The organism is Streptacidiphilus sp. EB103A (assembly GCF_041261405.1).
In the GTDB taxonomy this organism is placed as follows: Bacteria; Actinomycetota; Actinomycetes; order Streptomycetales; family Streptomycetaceae; genus Streptacidiphilus.
In genome coordinates, this window is record NZ_JBGCAQ010000012.1 from 193,174 (window position 1) to 211,573 (window position 18,400).

The following is an 18,400-nucleotide window of genomic DNA, read 5'->3' on the forward strand; positions in this document are numbered from 1 at the left end:
GCACGTGCCAGGGGCGCGGGGAACTGCGCGACCAGCCACTTACGGACATCAAGCCCGCCGCAGCGCCTCAGTGAGCCGCCCCGCCGCCTCGATGATGGCCTGGGCGTGCAGCCGTCCGGGGTGACGGGACAGCCGCTCGATCGGTCCGGACACGGACACCGCGGCGACCACCCGGTTGGAGGGCCCCCGCACCGGCGCGGACACCGAGGCCACCCCGGGCTCGCGCTCGCCGATCGACTGGGCCCAGCCGCGCCGCCGCACCCCGGACAGCGCCGTCGCGGTGAACCGCGCGCCCTGCAGGCCGCGGTGCAGCCGCTCCGGCTCCTCCCAGGCCAGCAGCACCTGGGCCGCGGAGCCGGCCTTCATCGGCAGGGTGCTGCCGACCGGCACGGTGTCCCGCAGCCCGGACAGCCGCTCGGCCGCGGCCACGCAGATGCGCAGGTCACCCTGGCGGCGGTAGAGCTGGGCGCTTTCGCCGGTGACGTCGCGCAGATGCGTGAGCACCGGTCCCGCCGTCGCCAGCAGCCGGTCCTCACCCGCCGCCGCCGAGAGTTCTGAGAGTCGGGGGCCGAGAATGAAACGGCCCTGCATGTCACGGGTCACGAGTCGGTGGTGTTCCAACGCGACGGCCAGCCGGTGCGCGGTCGGCCGAGCCAGGCCGGTCGCGGCCACCAGTCCGGCCAGGGTTGCGGGGCCTGACTCCAGCGCGCTCAGCACCAGAGCAGCCTTGTCGAGAACGCCGACGCCACTAGAGTTGTCCATGCGCTGATATTGCAGTCTCAGATCGCGAGACGCAAGTTCAATTCTCTGGGATCTGCGCCACTCTTGAGAACAGCAGCCCCCAGGGCCTCTGCGGATGTACGGGGCACGAGGTGCGGGGCACGCAATGACAACACGTAGACCGACGATGCAGCCGGTCGGAGGGACAGTGATGGGACGCACACTCGCGGAGAAGGTCTGGGACGACCATGTCGTCAGGCGCGCCGAGGGCGAGCCGGACCTTCTCTTCATCGATCTGCACCTGCTCCACGAGGTGACCAGCCCGCAGGCGTTCGACGGGCTGCGGCTGGCCGGCCGGAAGGTCCGCCGCACCGACCTCACCATCGCCACCGAGGACCACAACACTCCCACGCTGGACATCGACAAGCCCATCGCCGACCCGGTCTCCCGGATCCAGCTGGAGACGCTGCGCGCCAACTGTGCGGAGTTCGGCGTCCGGCTGCACTCGCTGGGCGACGTCGAGCAGGGTGTGGTCCATGTCGTGGGGCCCCAGTTGGGTCTGACCCAGCCCGGCACCACGGTGGTCTGCGGCGACTCGCACACCTCCACCCACGGCGCTTTCGGGGCACTGGCGTTCGGTATCGGCACCAGCCAGGTCGAGCATGTGCTGGCCACCCAGACCCTGCCGCTGGCCCCCTTCAAGACCATGGCGATCACGGTCGAGGGCGAGCTGTCGGAGGGCGTGACCGCCAAGGACCTGATCCTGGCGGTGATCGCCAAGATCGGTACCGGCGGCGGGCAGGGCTACGTCCTGGAGTACCGCGGCTCGGCCATCCGCAGCCTCTCCATGGAGGCCCGGATGACCATCTGCAACATGTCCATCGAGGCCGGCGCCCGGGCGGGCATGATCGCCCCGGACGAGACCACCTACGCCTACCTGGAGGGCCGCGACCACGCCCCCAAGGGCGGCGACTGGGACGACGCGGTGGCCTACTGGAACACGCTGGCGACCGACGAGGACGCGGTGTTCGACGCCGAGGTCTTCATCGACGCCGCCGAGCTCACCCCCTTCGTCACCTGGGGCACCAACCCCGGCCAGGGCGCCCCGCTGAGCGCGAACGTGCCCGACCCGGCCTCCTACGAGGACCCGCAGGAGCGCATCGCCGCCGAGAACGCCCTGCGCTACATGGGCCTCACCGCCGGTACGCCGCTGCGCGAGGTCGCGGTGGACGCCGTCTTCGTCGGTTCCTGCACCAACGGCCGGATCGAGGACCTGCGCGCCGCCGCGGCCGTCGTCGAGGGCCGCAAGGTCGCCGACGGGGTACGGATGCTGGTCGTCCCCGGCTCGGTCCGGGTCGCCCTGCAGGCGATCGAGGAGGGCCTGGACAAGGTGTTCACCGCCGCCGGCGCCGAGTGGCGGCACGCGGGCTGTTCGATGTGCCTGGGCATGAACCCGGACCAGCTGGCCCCGGGCGAGCGCTGCGCCTCGACCTCCAACCGCAACTTCGAGGGCCGCCAGGGCAAGGGCGGACGGACCCACCTGGTCTCCCCGCAGGTGGCCGCCGCCACCGCCGTACTGGGCCACCTGGCCTCGCCGTCCGACCTGTCCGACGCCCAGCAGCTCGTGGAGGCCTGAGCACCATGGAGAAGTTCACCACCCACACCGGCCGGGCCGTCCCGCTGCGCCGCAGCAATGTCGACACCGACCAGATCATCCCGGCGCACTGGCTGAAGAAGGTCACCCGTACCGGTTTTGAGGACGGCCTGTTCGAGGCCTGGCGCAAGGACGACAGCTTCGTCCTCAACCAGCCGCAGTACGCCGGGGCCAGCATCCTGGTCGCCGGACCCGAGTTCGGCACCGGCTCGTCCCGCGAGCACGCCGTCTGGGCGCTGGAGAACTACGGCTTCCGGGCCGTCATCTCCTCCCGCTTCGCCGACATCTTCCGTGGCAACTCGCTGAAGAACGGCCTGCTGACGGTCATCCTCCCGCAGGAGACCGTGGAGCGGATCTGGGCCCTGATCGAGGCCGACCCGACCGCGGAGGTCACCGTCGACCTGGAGGCCCGCGAGGTGCGCGCCGAGGGCGTCACGGACTCCTTCGAACTGGACGAGAACGTCCGTTGGCGGCTGCTCAACGGCCTGGACGACATCAGCATCACGCTCCAGCAGGAGTCCGAGATCGCCGCGTTCGAGTCCGAGCGGCCCGCTTTCAAGCCGCGTACCCAGCCCGTCGGCTGAGCCCTCGTCACGGCCGTGCTCGCGGCCGTACGGCTGAAGTTTGATTGTTCGTCACAACGGCCCCCCGGGGCGGTCCAAGCGACCGAACCGGGGGGCCGTTGGCTTGCCGCCGGTGACTCTGTGTAAGGTCGAACTGAGGCTCCGGAAGGTGCAACTCCCCGCAGATGGCACAATCAGCACATGAGTCCGGCCGACCAACCCCCTCGCGACCCCGACCCGGGAGACGCGGAGGAGGCTGTCGAGGCCGAGCTCTACAGGCTTGTGGCCACGCGGCTGAAGGTGGCACACGCCCAGGTGCGTGCCCTGGACGTGTCGGAGCCCATCCGGGCCGCGCTGACCCGTTCGTTGCTCCTGGTAACCGAGGCGGCGAAGCGCGATCTCCCGGAAGCGGCACGGAGGTTGGCCAGTTTCACGGACGCGCTGGACAGTGGGGAGCTCCCGCTGCCGCCCGGGTCCTGAAAGCCGAATCCATTGCGACACAAGGGTGATTCGCAGGTTTGGTATTTGAATTGCCGCATATACATGCCTAACGTGCGAAAAGCCCGGATCGAAACAGAATCATCCGGGCACTGGTTTCCGAAGGGGAAGACGTGAACAAGGCGCAGCTTGTTGAAGCGGTGGCCGAGCAGCTGGGTGGCCGTCGGGCCGCCGCAGAAGCAGTGGACGCTGTGCTCGACACCATCGTCCGTGCGGTGACCGCGGGAGACCGCGTATCCGTCACCGGTTTCGGCACTTTCGAGAAGGTGGACCGCTCCGCGCGGTTCGCCCGCAACCCCCAGACCGGCGAGCGGGTCAAGGTCAAGAAGACCGCGGTGCCCCGCTTCCGTCCGGGTCAGGGCTTCAAGGACCTGGTCAGCGGCTCGAAGAAGCTTCCGAAGACCGGCCCGTCGGTCAAGAAGGCCCCCAAGGGCTCACTGACCCCGGGCAAGAGCGGGATGACGGCTCCGGCCGGCTCCCCGGCCGCGAAGAAGGCGGCGGCCAAGAAGACCACCGCTAAGAAGGCCACGGCGACGGTGAAGAAGGCAGCCGCGGTCAAGAAGACCACCGCTGCCGCAGCGGCCAAGAAGACCACGGCCGTGAAGGCGGCGGCCCCCGCGAAGAAGACGGCAGTCAAGAAGACCGCCGTCAAGAAGACCACCACCGCGGCGAAGAAGACCTCGGCGGCGTCCAAGGCCCCGGCGAAGAAGACGGTCACCGCCTCGGCGACCCGTCCGGCCGCCAAGAAGGCGACCACGGCCAAGAAGGCCGTCGCGGCGAAGAAGACGGCCGTCAAGGCCACCACGGCGAAGAAGGCTGTCGCCAGGAAGGCCCCCGCCAAGCGGGCCGTCAAGAAGGTCTGACCGCAGGCCGAGCAGGAGCAGTTGCAGTACCTGTAGGCGCTGGCCGACGGGCCGGGTGCCAGGGGACCATCCTCCTGGCGCCCGGCCCGTCCGTCGTTCCGCGGCGCCAGGAGATCTACAGCGTCAGAAGGTGTGCAGCGTCAGCAGGACCACGCGGCGGGCGTCGCCCTCGCCCTCGGTCTCGATCCTGACCCGCTGCCCCGGCCGGAGCAGCAGCAGCCCGCCCGCGTCGAACGCCGGGGCGTCGAACGCCAGCGGGGTGCCGTCGTCGAGCAGCACCGAACCGCTGTGGGTCTCGGCGGAGTACGTGAACGCGGTTGCCTGCATGGCCTCAGCCTAGATCAACCCGGTGACCGGCCAAGGCTGACCAGTGCCGCGAGCGCGGCCGTACGCGGCCCGGCGCCCAATGCCAGCGCCTCGCGGAGGTCGTCCAGGGTGTCCACGTCCCTGCGGACGGAGGGGACATCAGGGAGCGTCAGCTCGTGGGCGCCGGAGCGGGCGTGGCGCAGCCGGGAGCCGCCCTCGAAGCCCGGCCCCAGCGGTACCCCGGCGGCGGCCGCGAGCAGGGTGGTGCCGACGCCCTGGGCGTCGGCGAGGAAAGCCCGCCGCTGTCCGGCCGCGGCCCGCAGCACCCGGTCCAGCTCCGCCGGGCGCAGCGCGGGCAGATCGGCCGACAGCGCGGCGACCCGTCCCGCCCCGAACCGGCCGCGCGCCTCCTCCGCGCCGTGCGCCAACGCGGCGTTGAGCCCGGCCCGGGGGAGGTCCGGCAGCAGCTCCGCGCCCAGGACCGCCAGCGCCGCCCCGGCGACCGCGTCGTCCGAGACCACCAGCACCCGTGCCACCGACGGGCAGTCGAGTGCCGCCGCCACCGTGTCCTGGGCGAAGGCCATGGCGAGTTCGGGCCGCAGCGCCCCGGTGGCGTCGGCCAGCCTGCTCTTGGCGCGCGCCAGCGGCTTCAGCGGCACGACCAGGGTCCAGCGGAGGGGGCTCACAGCACGCCATTGTGCCCGGTCCCGGTAGCCGGCAAGGGGGGTGCCTCGACAGCCTGTCCGGCAGCGGGAGACACTTGTACGGTCAGGATCAGCGGAAACTGTGCAAGGAGGAGTGCGCGTGCCCGGCAGGAGTACGAAGGCGGCCCGTCGCAGATACGGATTCTGGTACCGCCTCGCAGCGGCCATCGGAAAGCCCCCGCTGTTCCTGCTGACCAAGCGCGACTGGAGCGGAATGGAGAATTTTCCGGAGACCGGGGGATTCATCACCGTGATCAACCACAACTCCTACCTGGACCCGCTGGTCTACGGCCACTACCAGTACGACTCCGGGCGCCCCGCGCGCTTCCTCGGCAAGGCCGGGGTGTTCAAGGTGCCGGTCATCGGCCGGATCCTGCACGGCGCCGGGCAGATCCCGGTGTACCGGGGCTCCGCCGACGCCGCCTACGCCTTCCGCGCCGCCGTCGAGGCCGTCGACAAGGGCGAGTGCGTGGCCTTCTACCCCGAGGGCACGCTGACCCGCGACCCGGACCTGTGGCCGATGACGGCCAAGACGGGTGCGGCCAGGGTCGCGCTGATGACCGGCGCCCCGGTCATCCCGGTGGCGCAGTGGGGCGCGCACGAGATCATTCCGCGCTATGCCAAGGGCGGCAAGGGCGATCGCAGGTTCCAGCCCTTCCCGCGGCACACCGTCCAGGTCACCGCGGGCCCCCCGGTGGACCTGAGTGCCTTTCAGGACAGGCCGATCACCGGCCCGGTGCTCCGCGAGGCCACCGAGGTGATCATGGATGCCATCACCGCGCTGCTGGAGCAGTTGCGCGACGAGAAGGCGCCCCCCGTACGCTACGACGTGCAGCGCGCCGCGACGGAGCAGCGCCGGGAGAGGGAGGCCGGTCGGTGACGACCCGTTGTGCCGTGTTTGGAACGGGGTCGTGGGGCACGGCTTTCGCGATGATCCTCGCCGACGCCGGCTGTGAGGTCTCGCTGTGGGGGCGCCGCCCCGAACTGACGGAGACCATCAACCGGACCCGCCACAACCCGGACTACTTCCCCGACCTGGAGCTTCCGCCGGGAGTCACCGCGACGAGCGACCCGGCCGAGGCCGCCGCCGGTGCGGAGTTCGCGGTGCTGGTGGTGCCGTCGCAGACGCTGCGGGCCAATCTGGAGGCCTGGTCGCCGGTGCTCGACCGGCGGACGGTGCTGGTCAGCATGATGAAGGGGGTCGAGCTCGGCAGCGGCAAGCTGATGAGCGAGGTCATCGCCGAGGTCACCGGCGCCGGTCCGGAGCGGATCGCGGTGGTGTCAGGACCCAACCTCGCCCCGGAGATCGTCCGCAGGCAGCCCGCGGCGAGCGTGGTGGCCTGCGAGGACGAGGAGGTCGCCAAGCGGCTCCAGGCGGCCTGCCAGACCGGCTACTTCCGCCCGTACACCAACACCGACGTGGTCGGCTGCGAGCTCGGCGGCGCGGTGAAGAACGTCATCGGCCTCGCGGTCGGCATCGCGGACGGCATGGGCCTGGGCGACAACACCAAGGCCTCGCTGATCACCCGCGGCCTGGCCGAGACCAGCCGGCTGGGCCTCGCGATGGGCGCGGACCCGTACACCTTCGCGGGGTTGGCGGGGATGGGCGACCTGGTCGCCACCTGCTCCTCGCCGCTGTCCCGCAACCACACCTTCGGCACCAACCTGGGCCGGGGGATGACCCTGCAGCAGACCATCGCGGCCACCAAGCAGACCGCGGAGGGGGTCACCTCCTGCGAGTCGGTGCTGGAGCTGGCCCGGCGGCACGGGGTGGACATGCCGATCACCGAGACCGTGGTGGACATCGTCCACGGCGGGAAACCCCCGCTGGTCGCCGTCAAGGAACTGATGTCCCGTTCGGCGAAGCCCGAGCGCCGCTGACGCGCCCCGGGAGGGTTCTAGGAGGGTGCCGAAGATCTAGGCCGGGCTCGCGACGCCCTGAGACTCCGCTGGCCGCGTTGTCTCCCCCACCCTTCGGGCGGGAGGTGCCCCCTGGTCACCCTTTACCAACCACGGTTGGCTCCCTCCTCCGCCTTGCCATCGAAGCCTCAGGACGCCGCTCCCTGATCCGGCCTAGATCTTCGGCACCCTCCTGGCGCGCAACCGTCAGGCCCGAACGGTAGTCTCCATGGGGATATGAGCACTGAGTCCTCCTCCCCAGTCCCGGCTGCCGACCCCGCGTTCGCCGCAGCCTCCGCCCGCAAGCCGCGTGTCGCGATCGTCTTCGGTGGTCGCAGCTCCGAGCACGCCGTTTCCACGATCACGGCGGGCAGCGTGCTGCGCGCCATCGACCGCGAGGCGTACCAGGTGCTGCCGATCGGCATCACCGCCGACGGCCGCTGGGCGCTGACCGCCGACGAGCCGGCCAGGATGGCCATCACCGACGGCCGGCTCCCCAGCGTCGACCAGGTGGCCGAGTCCGCCGAGGGACAGGTCACCCTGCCGGTCAACCCGGTGTCCAGGGGCGAGCTGGTCTACACCGAGCCGGGCGCCGTCCCCAAGGCACTGGGCGAGGTGGACGTGGTCCTCCCGCTGCTGCACGGCCCCTGGGGCGAGGACGGCACCGTCCAGGGCCTGCTGGAGCTCTCCGGGGTGCCCTATGTCGGGTCCGGCGTGCTGGCCAGCGCGGTGGGCATGGACAAGGAGTACACCAAGCGGCTGCTGCAGGCCTTCGGGCTGCCGGTCGGCCCGTACACCGTGGTCCGTCCGCGCGAGTGGGACGTCGAGGCCAACCGGCCCGCCGTCCGCGCCAGGATCGCGGAGTTGGGCTTCCCGGTGTTCGTGAAGCCGGCCAGGGCCGGCTCCAGCATGGGCATCACCAAGGTCTCCGACCCGGAGCAGCTGGACGCCGCGATGGCGGAGGCCCGCCGGCACGACCCCAAGCTGATCATCGAGGCCGGTCTGGTCGGCCGCGAACTGGAGTGCGGCGTCCTGGAGTTCGAGGACGGCCCGCGGGCCAGCCTGCCGGCCGAGGTGATGGTCGGCGAGGGCTACGACTTCTACGACTTCGAGGCCAAGTACATCGACTCCAGCGACGTGCAGATCCCCGCGGCGCTCACCGAGGACGAGACCGCGCGGCTGCAGGCGCTGGCCGTCGAGGTGTTCGAGGCGCTGTCCTGCGAGGGCCTGGCCCGGGTGGACGTCTTCCTGCTGGCGGACGGGACCTTCGTGGTCAACGAGATCAACACGATGCCGGGCTTCACCCCCATCTCCGCGTACCCACGCATGTGGGAGGCCTCCGGGGTGCCCTACCCGGAGCTGATCGACCGTCTGATCAAGGCGGCGCTGCGGCGGAGCACGGGTCTGCGGTAGCCGCGGCGTCTGCATGGTTGTTCGCGCAGTTCCCCGCGCCCCTGATAGGGGCGCGGGGAACTGCGCGACAAGCCGCTTACGGTCCGCAGACGCAATCTGAGCTCAGATACAGTTGAACTGCGCCCTGGCCGGATCCGAAGGATCGTTCGCCAGCACCGCCGACGCCAGTCCCCCCAGCGGCGACTGCTGCCCCGCGTAGGACGCGGGGACGTTCACCTCGACATAGGTCTTCTGGACGATCGTGGTGAACCGGTACCCGCCGCCCTGGGTCTGGCCGATCAGCCAGCACACCCCGTTGACGTCCTGCGCGTCGTGGTGGGCCAGATTCGGATCGTACTCGCTGGAGGCGGGGTCCAGGGCCCCCGGGGTGCCCACCCCGCACCGCAGCGTGATCGCCGGGTCACCCCAGGCCGCGGTGGTGGTCGAGGCCGGCGAGACGGGGCGGGACCGCTGCCCCAGCAGCGTCCCGGGCAGCGCCTTCACCAGCGCACCGCACCGCGCCCCCGCGCTGCCGCTCGGCGTCGGCGCGGCCACGTGCACGGCGCCGCTGCCCGAGCAGCCCGCCAGTAGCAGGGCCGCCGCGGGCAGCAGGACCGTCAGGGCGCGGCGGGGCGGGCGGTAGCTCACCCAGCGATGCTAGACCGGGCTACAGATTCACCACCGGGCAGGTCAGGGTTCGGGTGATGCCCTCGACCTGCTGGATCTGGGCGACGACCATGCGGCCCAGGTCGTCCATGGTCGGGGCTTCGGCTCGGACGATGACGTCATAGGGCCCGGTGACGTCCTCGGCCTGCAGCACGCCCGTGATAGCGGCTATCACCCCGGCTACTGCGGACGCTTTTCCTACTTCGGTCTGCACGAGGATGTAGGCGTGTACCACGGTGGACCTCCCGGCGGCTCTGCGCGGATCGTGCGAGTGGGATCGTGCGAGTGGGGATCGTGCGAGGGCTGTGGTTCCCCGCCAGCGGCCCGCTGAATCCCCGGCGGGGCCGCACGTTATCGCGCCCCCACCGCGAGGGGGAGGCGTGCGGCCGGAGTCGAGGGCGTACGCTGCGCGCGGGAGCATCACTCGGAGCCACAAGGGCCGGAAGGACACACATGCAGGGCACCGTCGGCGAGCTCGGCGAGTTCGGGCTGATCCGTGAGCTGACCGCGAGGCTGCCCCGGACCAGGGCCGTGGAACTCGGCCCCGGCGACGACGCCGCCGTGGTCGCGACCCCGGACGGACGGGTCGTCGCCAGCACCGACGTGCTGCTGGAGGGCCGGCACTTCCGGCGGGACTGGTCCACCGCCTACGACGTGGGCCGCAAGTCGGCCGCGCAGAACCTCGCCGACATCGCCGCCATGGGTGCCGCGCCCACCGCGCTGCTGCTGGGCCTGGTCGCCCCGGCCGAGCTCCCGGCCACCTGGGCGCTGGAGCTGATGGACGGCATCAGGGACGAGTGCCAGGTTGCCGGGGCCGCCGTGGTCGGCGGCGACGTGGTGCGCGGCGACACCATCATGGTGGCCATCACCGCCCTCGGCGACCTCCAGGGCCGCGCCGCGGTGACCCGCTCCGGCGCCCGCCCCGGCGACGTGGTGGCGGTGACCGGCTGGCTCGGCTGGTCCGCCGCGGGCTTCACCGTCCTCTCCCGCGGCTTCCGCTCCCCGCGCGCCTTCGTCGAGGCGCACCGCCGCCCGGAGCCCCCGTACCACGCGGGCCCCGCGGCGGCGCAGCTCGGCGCCACCTCGATGATCGACGTCAGCGACGGTCTGGTCGCCGACCTGGGACACGTGGCCGAGGCCAGCGGCGTCCACATCGACCTGCGGGCGGCCGGCTTCGACATCCCCGCGCAGATGGCCGACATCGGCCAGGCCGTCGGGGTCGACCCGCTGACCTGGGTGCTCTCCGGCGGCGAGGACCACGCCCTGGTCGCCACCTTCCCCCCGGACACTCACCTCCCCTCGCGCTGGCGCATCGTCGGCGAGGTCACCCGGCCGGCCGGGCTGTCCAAGACCGGCACCGTGACCGTGGACGGCGCCGTGTGGGACCGGGCCGGCGGCTGGGACCACTTCGGCGGCTGACCCACCGCGTGTCCGTGTGCGGACGAAGCGGCATGGAGCATCCGTTTCTGCATAGGCTTGATCCATGCGAATCGGTGTGCTGACCAGCGGCGGGGACTGTCCGGGACTCAATGCGGTGATCCGCTCGGTGGTGCACCGCGCGGTCGCCGACCACAAGGACACCGTCGTCGGCATCGAGGACGGCTTCCTGGGACTGATCGAGGGCCGCGGCCGTCCGCTGGCCCTGGACGACGTCCACGGCATCCTCACCCGCGGCGGCACCGTCCTCGGCTCGGCCCGGGTGGCCAGGGACCGGATGCGCGACGGTGTGGCCCGGGCCGCCGAGCTGGCCGAGGCGCTCGGCATCGACGCCCTGATCACCATCGGCGGCGAGGGCACCCTCACCGCCGCCCAGCTGTTCAGCGACGCCGGGCTGCCGGTCGTCGCCGTGCCCAAGACCATCGACAACGACATCGACGCCACCGACGTCACCTTCGGCCACGACACCGCCGTCCATGTCGCCACCGAGGCCATCGACCGGCTGAAGACCACGGCCGAATCACACCAACGGGTGATGGTGGTCGAACTGATGGGCAGGCACACCGGCTGGATCACCCTGCACGCCGGGATGGCCGGCGGCGCCCACGGCATCCTCATCCCGGAGCGGCCCTTCGACGTCGAGGAGGTCTGCCGGATGGTCGAGGAACGGTTCTCCCGGGGCAAGAAGTTCGCCATCGTGGCCGTCGCCGAGGGCGCCGCCCCGCAGCCCGGCACCATGCGCTTCGAGCACGGCGCGACCGACGCCTACGGCCACCAGACTTTCGGCGGCATCGGCACCCGGCTGGCCGGCGAGATCGCCCAGTGGCTCGGCAAGGAGTCCAAGCCGGTGATCCTGGGCCACGTTCAGCGCGGCGGCACCCCCACCGCCCAGGACCGGGTGCTCGCCACCCGCTTCGGCTGGCATGCCGTGGAGGCCGTCCACAAGGGCGCCTACGGCCAGATGACGGCGCTGCGCGGCACCGACATCCGGCTGGTCCCGATCGTGGACGCGGTGACCCGGCTGAAGACCGTCCCCGAGAGCCGCTGGTCGGAGGCAGAGGCGGTGCTCTAGCCGCCGCCGGATAGGTTGGTCCCATGTCGACACGTACTGCACCGCCGCGGGTGCTCACCGTCGCCGGATCCGACTCCGGGGGCGGCGCGGGCATCCAGGCCGATCTGAAGACCATGCTGGCGCTGGGCGTCCACGGCATGAGCGTGATCGCCGCCGTCACTGCGCAGAACTCGGTCGGGGTGCAGGGCTACTGGGAGCTCCCGGCGGAGGCGGTGCGGGCCCAGTTCCGCAGCGTGGTCGACGACATCGGCGTGCAGGCGGTGAAGACCGGGATGCTGGCCTCGGCCGAACTGGTGGCCACCGTCGCCGAACTGCTCGCGGGCGTGGACGCCCCGGTGGTGGTCGATCCGGTGGGCGTCTCCAAGCACGGCGACGCGCTGCTGGCCGACTCCGCGGTCTCGGTGCTGCGGGACCGGCTGCTGCCGGTGGCCACCGTCGCCACGCCCAACCTGCACGAAGTGGCGCAGCTCACAGGCATCGAGGTGAGCCGCGAGAGCGGGATGCCGGACGCGGCCCGGGCGCTTCAGGACCTCGGCCCGGTCTGGGCCCTGATCAAGGGCGGCCATCTGCAGGGCGAGGCCGCCGACCTGCTGCGCGGGCCGGACGGCGAGGAGCACTGGTTCCGTGCCGCCCGCTACGACAACCGGCACACCCACGGCACCGGCTGCACCCTGGCCAGCGCCATCGCCTCGGAGCTGGCCCTGGGCCTGGACGTGCCCGAGGCCGTGGCCGCCGCCAAGGAGTACGTCACCGGCGCCATCGCGGGCGGTTTCGCCCTGGGCGCGGGCATCGGCCCGGTCGACCACGGCTGGCGCTGGCGCTGACCCGCCGTCCGGCGCCGGACATGCGGCCGGACATGCAGAAGGCCGGCCCACCGTGAGGTGGACCGGCCTTCCGGAAGCCTGCAGGTGGCCGCGTCAGCGCGACACCTTGCCGGCCTTGATGCACGAGGTGCAGACGTTGAGCCGCTTCGGCGTCCGCCCAACCACAGCGCGTACCGTCTGGATGTTGGGGTTCCAACGACGACGGGTACGGCGGTGCGAGTGGGAGATGTTGTTGCCGAAGCCCGGCCCCTTGCCGCAGACGTCGCAGTTGGCAGCCACGGGAGTCACTCCAAAGACTTCAGATGCACTTACGTTGACAACCCCGGAGGCGCAGTGGCCGTGTGATGGCAGTGCCGTCTTGACGACTGCGCTGCTTACCCAGGGGTGGCCCGGAGGGATCCAGGCAACCGGAGCAGCATACATCGGCTCACTCCGTACAACGAAACTACCACGTGACCACCGAAGGCTCCGCATCGATGCCCCGTACCCCTGCGAACTGCGAGGCGGCGGGCGTCACGGAACGGAATCCGTCGGCTGAAGCCGAGTAATCTGCCTGCACACCCCTCGCGTACCCAAGGAGACACCACGGTGCTGGACACCCTCGACGCTCCCGCCGTGCGCACCTGGTGCCGACTGTCCCTCGCCGCGCTCGGGCAGGCCCGCGAGGAGATCGACGCGCTCAATGTGTACCCGGTTCCGGACGGGGACACCGGCACCAACCTCTACCTCACCGTGGAGTCCGCCGCCGAGGAGGTCGACGGGCTGTTCGGGGCCGGGGCCGAAGCCCCCTCGCTGGCGCAGGCGTTGAGGGCGATGGCGCACGGCGCCCTGCTGGGCGCCCGGGGCAACTCCGGGGTGATCGTCGCCCAACTCCTGCGCGGCATCGCCTCCGCCATCGGCGCCGGACCGGCCGACGGCCCCGCGCTGTCCCGGGCGCTGCGCCGCGCCGCCGACGCCGGCTACGAGGCGGTCGCCAAGCCGGTCGAGGGGACCGTGCTCACCGTCGCCGCCGCGGCCGCCGCAGCGGCCGAGGCCGCCGCGCTGGCGGATCCGCGGATCGCGCTGGCGGCCGTGGCCGAGGCCGCCTACGAGGCCTCCCGGATCGCGCTGTCCCGCACCCCGCTGCTGCTCGACGTACTGGCCCGGGCCGGCGTCGTGGACGCCGGCGGTCGCGGACTGGTCACCCTGCTCGGGGCGCTGGCCGACGCCGTGACCGGGCAGACGCCGATGGGCCCGCTCGCGCTGGCCGGGACCAGGGCCGCCGAACCGGTGCCGCACGGCGAACATCTCGCGGCCGAGGGCACCCCGGCCTTCGAGGTCATCTATCTGCTGGACGCCGAGGACTCCGCCCTGCCGCTGCTCAGGGAGGCGCTGGGGGCTCTGGGCGACTCGCTGGTCGTGGTCGGCGGTGACGGCCTGTGGAACGTCCACGTCCATGTGGACGACCCGGGGGCCGCCGTGGAGGCCGGCATAGCGGCGGGCCGGCCGCACCGGATCAGGATCACCCACTTCGCCTCGGCCGCCGCGACGGCCACCGCCGCCTCCCGTCCCGACGCCGACGCCCCGGCCGAGTCGCGGGGCGTCGTCAGCGTCGTCCACGGCGAGGGGCTGGCGGTGCTCTGCGCCGAATCCGGCGCGACCGTCCTGCACGCCGACCCCGACCGGGCGGCCTCCAGCACCGAACTGGCCGCCGCGGTCCGCCGGGCGCACGCCCGCGAGGTGGTGCTGCTGCTGAACGACACCGAACTCCGTGCCGCCGCCGGGGCCGCCGCCGAGCAGCTGCGCAAGGAGGGCGTGCGGGTCGCCGTCATCCCCACCCGCTCCGCGGTGCAGGGTCTCGCCGCGCTCGCCGTGCACGAGCCCTCCCGGCGCTTCGACGAGGACGTGGTCGCGATGACCTCGGCCGCCGGGGCCACTCGCTACGCCGAGATCCTCGTCGCCGAGGGCGAGTCCTGGACCATGGCCGGGGTCTGTCAGGCCGGGGACGTGCTCGGGCTGATCGACGGGGATGTCGCGGTGATCGGCTCCGCGACCGGGGAGACCGCGGCCGTGGTGCTGGACCGGATGCTCGCGGCCGGCGGTGAGATGGTCACGCTGATCCTCGGCGAGGGCACGGACGACGCCGTCGCCGACCACCTGGTGGCGCATGTGCGACGGGCCCACCCGGTCGTCGACACCGTGGTCTACCGGGGCGGTCAGCCGACGTCCCCGCTGCTCATCGGTGTCGAATGAGCTGTCATGTCAGTCCCGGGGTGTAGAGGTTGACGCGGAAGGGAGGTCGGCGACCGTGTCCACGCTCGACGAACCACTGAAGAAGCTGGTCGGCGGCAACAGCGCCAAGGCGCTCGCCGACAGCCTCGACCTGCACACCACCGGTGACCTGCTGCACCACTACCCGCGCCGCTACGTCGAGCGCGGCGAGCTCACCAGCCTGGACGAGCTGGAACTCGACGAGCACGTCACGGTGATGGCCAGGATCGAGAAGGCCGAGGTCATCCCGTTCAAGGGCCGCAAGGGCAACCGCCTGCAGGTCGTGGTCACCGACGGCCGGGGGCGGCTCACCCTCGCCTTCTTCAACCAGGCCCACCGGGTGCACGAGCTGCGCCCCGGACGCCAGGGCCTGTTCGCCGGCAAGGTCGGCGTCTTCAACCGGGTGCGCCAGCTGATCAACCCCGACTACCAGCTGATGGACGAGGAGGACCCCGAACGGGACCCGCAGCAGGCCGCGGCCTTCGCCGGGCGGCTGATCCCGGTCTACCCGGCCAGCACCAAGCTGCCCTCCTGGAAGGTTTCGCTGGCGGTCGACACCCTCCTCGGCGGCCTGGACTGGGAGGCCCTGGAGGACCCGCTGCCCGACTCGCTGCGGCTGCAGCGCGGGCTGCTGCCGCTGACCGACGCCCTCCGGCAGATCCACCGCCCCAGCAACCACGCCGAGCGCGTCGCCGCCCAGACCAGGCTGAAGTGGGACGAGGCCTTCGTCCTCCAGGTCGCCCTGGCACAACGCCGCGCCGCCGACTCGGCCCAGCCCGCCGTCCCCCGGGTGCCCGTCAAGGACGGCCTGCTGGACGCCTTCGACGCCCGGCTGCCGTTCACACTGACGGACGGTCAGCAGACGGTCTCCGCCGAGATCTTCGCGGAGCTGGCCACCGCCCACCCGATGCACCGGCTGCTCCAGGGTGAGGTCGGCAGCGGCAAGACCCTGGTGGGACTGCGGGCCATGCTCGCCGTGGTGGACACCGGCGGTCAGGCGGTGCTGCTGGCGCCCACCGAGGTGCTGGCGCAGCAGCACCACCGCTCCATCGTGGAGATGATGGGCGACCTCGCCGAGGGGGGAATGCTCGGCGGATCCGACCTGGGCACCAAGGTGGTGCTGCTCACCGGATCGATGGGGGTCCCGGCGCGGCGGCAGGCGATGCTGGACATGATCAGCGGGGACGCCGGGATCGTCATCGGCACCCACGCCCTGATCGAGGACAAGGTGCAGTTCCGCGACCTCGGCCTGGTGGTCGTGGACGAGCAGCACCGCTTCGGCGTCGAGCAGCGCGACGCGCTCCGCGCCAAGGCCGAACGTCCGCCGCACCTGCTGGTGATGACGGCCACCCCGATCCCGCGCACGGTGGCCATGACGGTCTTCGGCGATCTGGAGACCTCGGTCCTGGACCAGCTCCCGGCCGGGCGCTCGCCCATCGCCTCGCATGTGGTCCCGGCCCTGGAACGGCCCAACTTCCTGACCCGCGCCTGGGAGCGGATCCGCGAGGAGAGCGGCAAGGGCCACCAGGCCTACGTGGTCTGCCCCCGCATCGGCGACGCCGAGGACGACAAGAAGAAGCCGACTGCCGGCGATGACGACCGCCGCCCACCCCTCGCCGTCCTCGATGTCGCGACGGAACTCTCCAACGGCCCGCTGTCCGGGCTCCGCGTCGAGGTGCTGCACGGGCGGATGCAGCCCGACGCCAAGGACGACGTGATGCGCCGCTTCACGGCCGGCGAGGTCGACGTGCTGGTCGCGACCACCGTCATCGAGGTGGGCGTCAACGTCCCCAACGCCACCGTGATGGTCATCATGGACGCCGACCGCTTCGGAGTCTCCCAACTGCACCAGCTCCGCGGCCGGGTCGGACGCGGCTCCGCGCCCGGACTCTGCCTGCTGGTGAGCGAGATGCCGGGCGGCAGCCCGGCCCGGCAGCGGCTGGACGCGGTGGCCGGCACCCTGGACGGCTTCGAACTCTCCCGCATCGACCTGGAGCAGCGCCGCGAGGGCGACGTCCTGGGCGCGGCCCAGTCCGGAGTGAAGTCCTCGCTCCGGCTGCTCTCCGTCCTGGAGGACGAGGAGGTCATCTCGGAGGCCCGCGACGAGGCCGCCCGCCTGGTGGCCGACGACCCCGACCTGACCACCCGCCCAGCCCTCGCCGCCGCCCTCCGCGCCCTGGTGGACGACGACCGAGCGGAGTACCTGGAAAAAGGCTGAGCCCACATGCTGCCCCAGCCACGCACGCACCTGAGGGGCGCGGGGAACTGCGCGATCAACCACCCCCGACCCGCACTCGCCGCTTGCACAGAACCCCACGCCCCGGGGCGTTAGCGTGGTGCACAACGAACCCACCGCCGCACCAAAGGGACCCCGCAATGACCCGCGTAATCGCCGGCTCCGCCCGAGGCCGCCGCCTGGCCGTCCCGCCCGGCGAGGGCACCCGCCCGACCTCCGACCGCGCCCGCGAAGGTCTCTTCTCCACCTGGGAATCCCTCCGCGGCTCCCTCGCGGGCGCGCGCGTGGTCGACCTCTACGCCGGCTCCGGCGCCGTGGGCCTGGAGTCCCTCTCCCGCGGCGCAGCCGCATCCCTGCTGGTCGAGGGCGACCCGGCCGCCGTGAAGACCATCCTGGCCAATGTCCGCACCCTCTCCCTCTCCGGCGCCGAGGTCCGCTCAGGACAGGTCGAGAAGGTGCTCGCCGCCGGGGCCCCGACCCGCCCGTACGACGTGCTGTTCATGGACCCGCCCTACGCCGTCACCGACGGCGAGGTCCGCGAGATCCTGATCACACTCCGGACCGGGGGCTGGCTCGCCGAGGGCACCCTCGCCACCGTGGAGCGCGGCACCAGGGGCGGGGAGTTCGCGTGGCCCGAGGGCTTCACACCGCTCAGGGAGCGCCGCTACGGCGAGGCCACCCTCTGGTACGGTCGCGCCGCCGCCAGCGACGTCGGGAGCGAGTGAGACATGTCCGTGCAAGGGAAGACCATTGTCCGCCGTGCAGTCTGTCCGGGTTCCTTCGACCCGATCACCAACGGGCACCTGGACATCATCGAGCGGGCCTCGCGCCTCTACGACGTGGTCCACATCGCCGTGCTGATCAACAAGTCCAAGCAGGGACTGTTCACGGTGGAGGAGCGGATCCAGATGATCGAGGAGGTCTCCGCCGAGTACGGCAACGTGGTGGTGGAGTCCCACCACGGGCTGCTGGTCGACTACTGCCGCGACCGCAACATCCCGGCGATCGTGAAGGGCCTGCGCGCGGTCAGCGACTTCGACTACGAGCTGCAGATGGCCCAGATGAACATCGGACTCTCCGGTGTGGAGACCCTGTTCGTGCCGACCAGCCCGACCTACAGCTTCCTGTCCTCCTCTCTGGTCAAGGAAGTCGCCGCCTACGGAGGCGATGTCTCGCACCTGGTACCGGCACTGGTGCACCGCCGCCTGGTCGCCAGGATCGCCGAACGCAAGTGACGGGCAGTAGAGTTCCTACCTCCTGGTCCATCGCCTCCTGACTCCACTCCTCGGGGGGCGCCCCCCGCACCCCGAACAGGT

General features: G+C 71.7%; 20 protein-coding genes. 14 read left to right on the forward strand and 6 right to left on the reverse strand.

Annotated features, from left to right (window positions below; genetic code table 11):
* Window positions 1-48: 48 nt before the first annotated feature.
* Window positions 49-762, reverse strand: coding sequence for an IclR family transcriptional regulator NdgR (ndgR, locus tag ABH941_RS21095; protein ID WP_030263993.1), 714 nt, complete (start codon window positions 760-762; stop codon window positions 49-51).
* Window positions 763-931: 169 nt separating this feature from the next.
* On the opposite strand from ndgR, the gene leuC reads away from it, so the two are divergent.
* The 4 genes from leuC to ABH941_RS21115 all read left to right on the forward strand — a co-directional run bounded on the left by leuC (window position 932) and on the right by ABH941_RS21115 (window position 4,298).
* Window positions 932-2,356, forward strand: a complete 1,425-nt coding sequence (leuC, locus tag ABH941_RS21100) for a 3-isopropylmalate dehydratase large subunit (protein ID WP_370130964.1) — start codon at window positions 932-934, stop codon at window positions 2,354-2,356.
* A gap of 5 nt (window positions 2,357-2,361) precedes the next feature.
* Window positions 2,362-2,958: a 3-isopropylmalate dehydratase small subunit gene (gene leuD / locus ABH941_RS21105; RefSeq protein WP_134000563.1), complete on the forward strand. Its 597-nt coding sequence runs from the start codon at window positions 2,362-2,364 to the stop codon at window positions 2,956-2,958.
* A gap of 180 nt (window positions 2,959-3,138) precedes the next feature.
* Window positions 3,139-3,417: a hypothetical protein gene (locus tag ABH941_RS21110; protein WP_134000560.1), complete on the forward strand. Its 279-nt coding sequence runs from the start codon at window positions 3,139-3,141 to the stop codon at window positions 3,415-3,417.
* Between the two features lie 131 nt (window positions 3,418-3,548).
* On the forward strand, window positions 3,549-4,298 hold the full coding sequence (locus ABH941_RS21115; protein WP_370130965.1) for an HU family DNA-binding protein: 750 nt from the start codon (window positions 3,549-3,551) through the stop codon (window positions 4,296-4,298).
* A 123-nt stretch (window positions 4,299-4,421) separates the two neighbouring features.
* Here ABH941_RS21115 and ABH941_RS21120 read toward each other — a convergent pair whose 3' ends face one another.
* On the reverse strand, window positions 4,422-4,625 hold the full coding sequence (locus tag ABH941_RS21120) for a hypothetical protein (protein ID WP_370130966.1): 204 nt from the start codon (window positions 4,623-4,625) through the stop codon (window positions 4,422-4,424).
* 14 nt (window positions 4,626-4,639) lie between these two features.
* Window positions 4,640-5,290, reverse strand: coding sequence for a 2-phospho-L-lactate guanylyltransferase (gene cofC, locus ABH941_RS21125; protein WP_370130968.1), 651 nt, complete (start codon window positions 5,288-5,290; stop codon window positions 4,640-4,642).
* Between the two features lie 118 nt (window positions 5,291-5,408).
* Here cofC and ABH941_RS21130 point away from each other — a divergent pair, with 118 nt between their 5' ends.
* The 3 genes from ABH941_RS21130 (at window position 5,409) to ABH941_RS21140 (ending at window position 8,620) form a co-directional block, all read left to right on the forward strand.
* Window positions 5,409-6,188: a lysophospholipid acyltransferase family protein gene (locus ABH941_RS21130; protein ID WP_370130969.1), complete on the forward strand. Its 780-nt coding sequence runs from the start codon at window positions 5,409-5,411 to the stop codon at window positions 6,186-6,188.
* Window positions 6,185-7,189: an NAD(P)H-dependent glycerol-3-phosphate dehydrogenase gene (locus tag ABH941_RS21135; RefSeq protein ID WP_370130970.1), complete on the forward strand. Its 1,005-nt coding sequence runs from the start codon at window positions 6,185-6,187 to the stop codon at window positions 7,187-7,189. Before ABH941_RS21130 ends, ABH941_RS21135 begins: the two co-directional genes overlap by 4 nt.
* A gap of 255 nt (window positions 7,190-7,444) precedes the next feature.
* A complete protein-coding gene (locus ABH941_RS21140; RefSeq protein WP_134000548.1) occupies window positions 7,445-8,620 on the forward strand; it encodes a D-alanine--D-alanine ligase family protein in 1,176 nt (391 codons plus the stop codon).
* Window positions 8,621-8,722: 102 nt separating this feature from the next.
* Here ABH941_RS21140 and ABH941_RS21145 read toward each other — a convergent pair whose 3' ends face one another.
* Together ABH941_RS21145 and ABH941_RS21150 are read right to left on the reverse strand one after the other, a co-directional pair.
* Window positions 8,723-9,247 (reverse strand): DUF3515 domain-containing protein, encoded by a 525-nt coding sequence (locus tag ABH941_RS21145; RefSeq protein ID WP_370130971.1) that lies wholly within the window; start codon window positions 9,245-9,247, stop codon window positions 8,723-8,725.
* A 19-nt stretch (window positions 9,248-9,266) separates the two neighbouring features.
* Complete coding sequence (locus ABH941_RS21150) at window positions 9,267-9,500, reverse strand: Lrp/AsnC family transcriptional regulator (RefSeq protein WP_134000542.1); 234 nt, start codon at window positions 9,498-9,500, stop codon at window positions 9,267-9,269.
* Window positions 9,501-9,718: 218 nt separating this feature from the next.
* Between ABH941_RS21150 and ABH941_RS21155 the strand changes: the two genes are divergently transcribed.
* The 3 genes from ABH941_RS21155 (at window position 9,719) to thiD (ending at window position 12,598) form a co-directional block, all read left to right on the forward strand.
* Window positions 9,719-10,684 (forward strand): thiamine-phosphate kinase, encoded by a 966-nt coding sequence (locus ABH941_RS21155; RefSeq protein ID WP_370130972.1) that lies wholly within the window; start codon window positions 9,719-9,721, stop codon window positions 10,682-10,684.
* Window positions 10,685-10,748: 64 nt separating this feature from the next.
* Window positions 10,749-11,774, forward strand: a complete 1,026-nt coding sequence (locus ABH941_RS21160) for an ATP-dependent 6-phosphofructokinase (protein ID WP_370130973.1) — start codon at window positions 10,749-10,751, stop codon at window positions 11,772-11,774.
* Between the two features lie 23 nt (window positions 11,775-11,797).
* Window positions 11,798-12,598, forward strand: coding sequence for a bifunctional hydroxymethylpyrimidine kinase/phosphomethylpyrimidine kinase (gene thiD / locus ABH941_RS21165; RefSeq protein ID WP_134000536.1), 801 nt, complete (start codon window positions 11,798-11,800; stop codon window positions 12,596-12,598).
* 93 nt (window positions 12,599-12,691) lie between these two features.
* Here thiD and rpmB read toward each other — a convergent pair whose 3' ends face one another.
* Complete coding sequence (gene rpmB, locus ABH941_RS21170) at window positions 12,692-12,877, reverse strand: 50S ribosomal protein L28 (protein WP_009714771.1); 186 nt, start codon at window positions 12,875-12,877, stop codon at window positions 12,692-12,694.
* A gap of 309 nt (window positions 12,878-13,186) precedes the next feature.
* Between rpmB and ABH941_RS21175 the strand changes: the two genes are divergently transcribed.
* The 4 genes from ABH941_RS21175 (at window position 13,187) to coaD (ending at window position 18,319) form a co-directional block, all read left to right on the forward strand.
* Complete coding sequence (locus ABH941_RS21175) at window positions 13,187-14,830, forward strand: DAK2 domain-containing protein (RefSeq protein ID WP_370130974.1); 1,644 nt, start codon at window positions 13,187-13,189, stop codon at window positions 14,828-14,830.
* Between the two features lie 55 nt (window positions 14,831-14,885).
* Entirely contained in the window at window positions 14,886-17,066 is a 2,181-nt protein-coding gene (gene recG, locus ABH941_RS21180) for an ATP-dependent DNA helicase RecG (RefSeq protein WP_370130975.1), read from the forward strand.
* A gap of 158 nt (window positions 17,067-17,224) precedes the next feature.
* Window positions 17,225-17,809, forward strand: coding sequence for a 16S rRNA (guanine(966)-N(2))-methyltransferase RsmD (gene rsmD, locus ABH941_RS21185; RefSeq protein WP_370130976.1), 585 nt, complete (start codon window positions 17,225-17,227; stop codon window positions 17,807-17,809).
* A gap of 3 nt (window positions 17,810-17,812) precedes the next feature.
* Complete coding sequence (gene coaD / locus ABH941_RS21190) at window positions 17,813-18,319, forward strand: pantetheine-phosphate adenylyltransferase (protein ID WP_370130977.1); 507 nt, start codon at window positions 17,813-17,815, stop codon at window positions 18,317-18,319.
* Window positions 18,320-18,400: the final 81 nt, after the last annotated feature.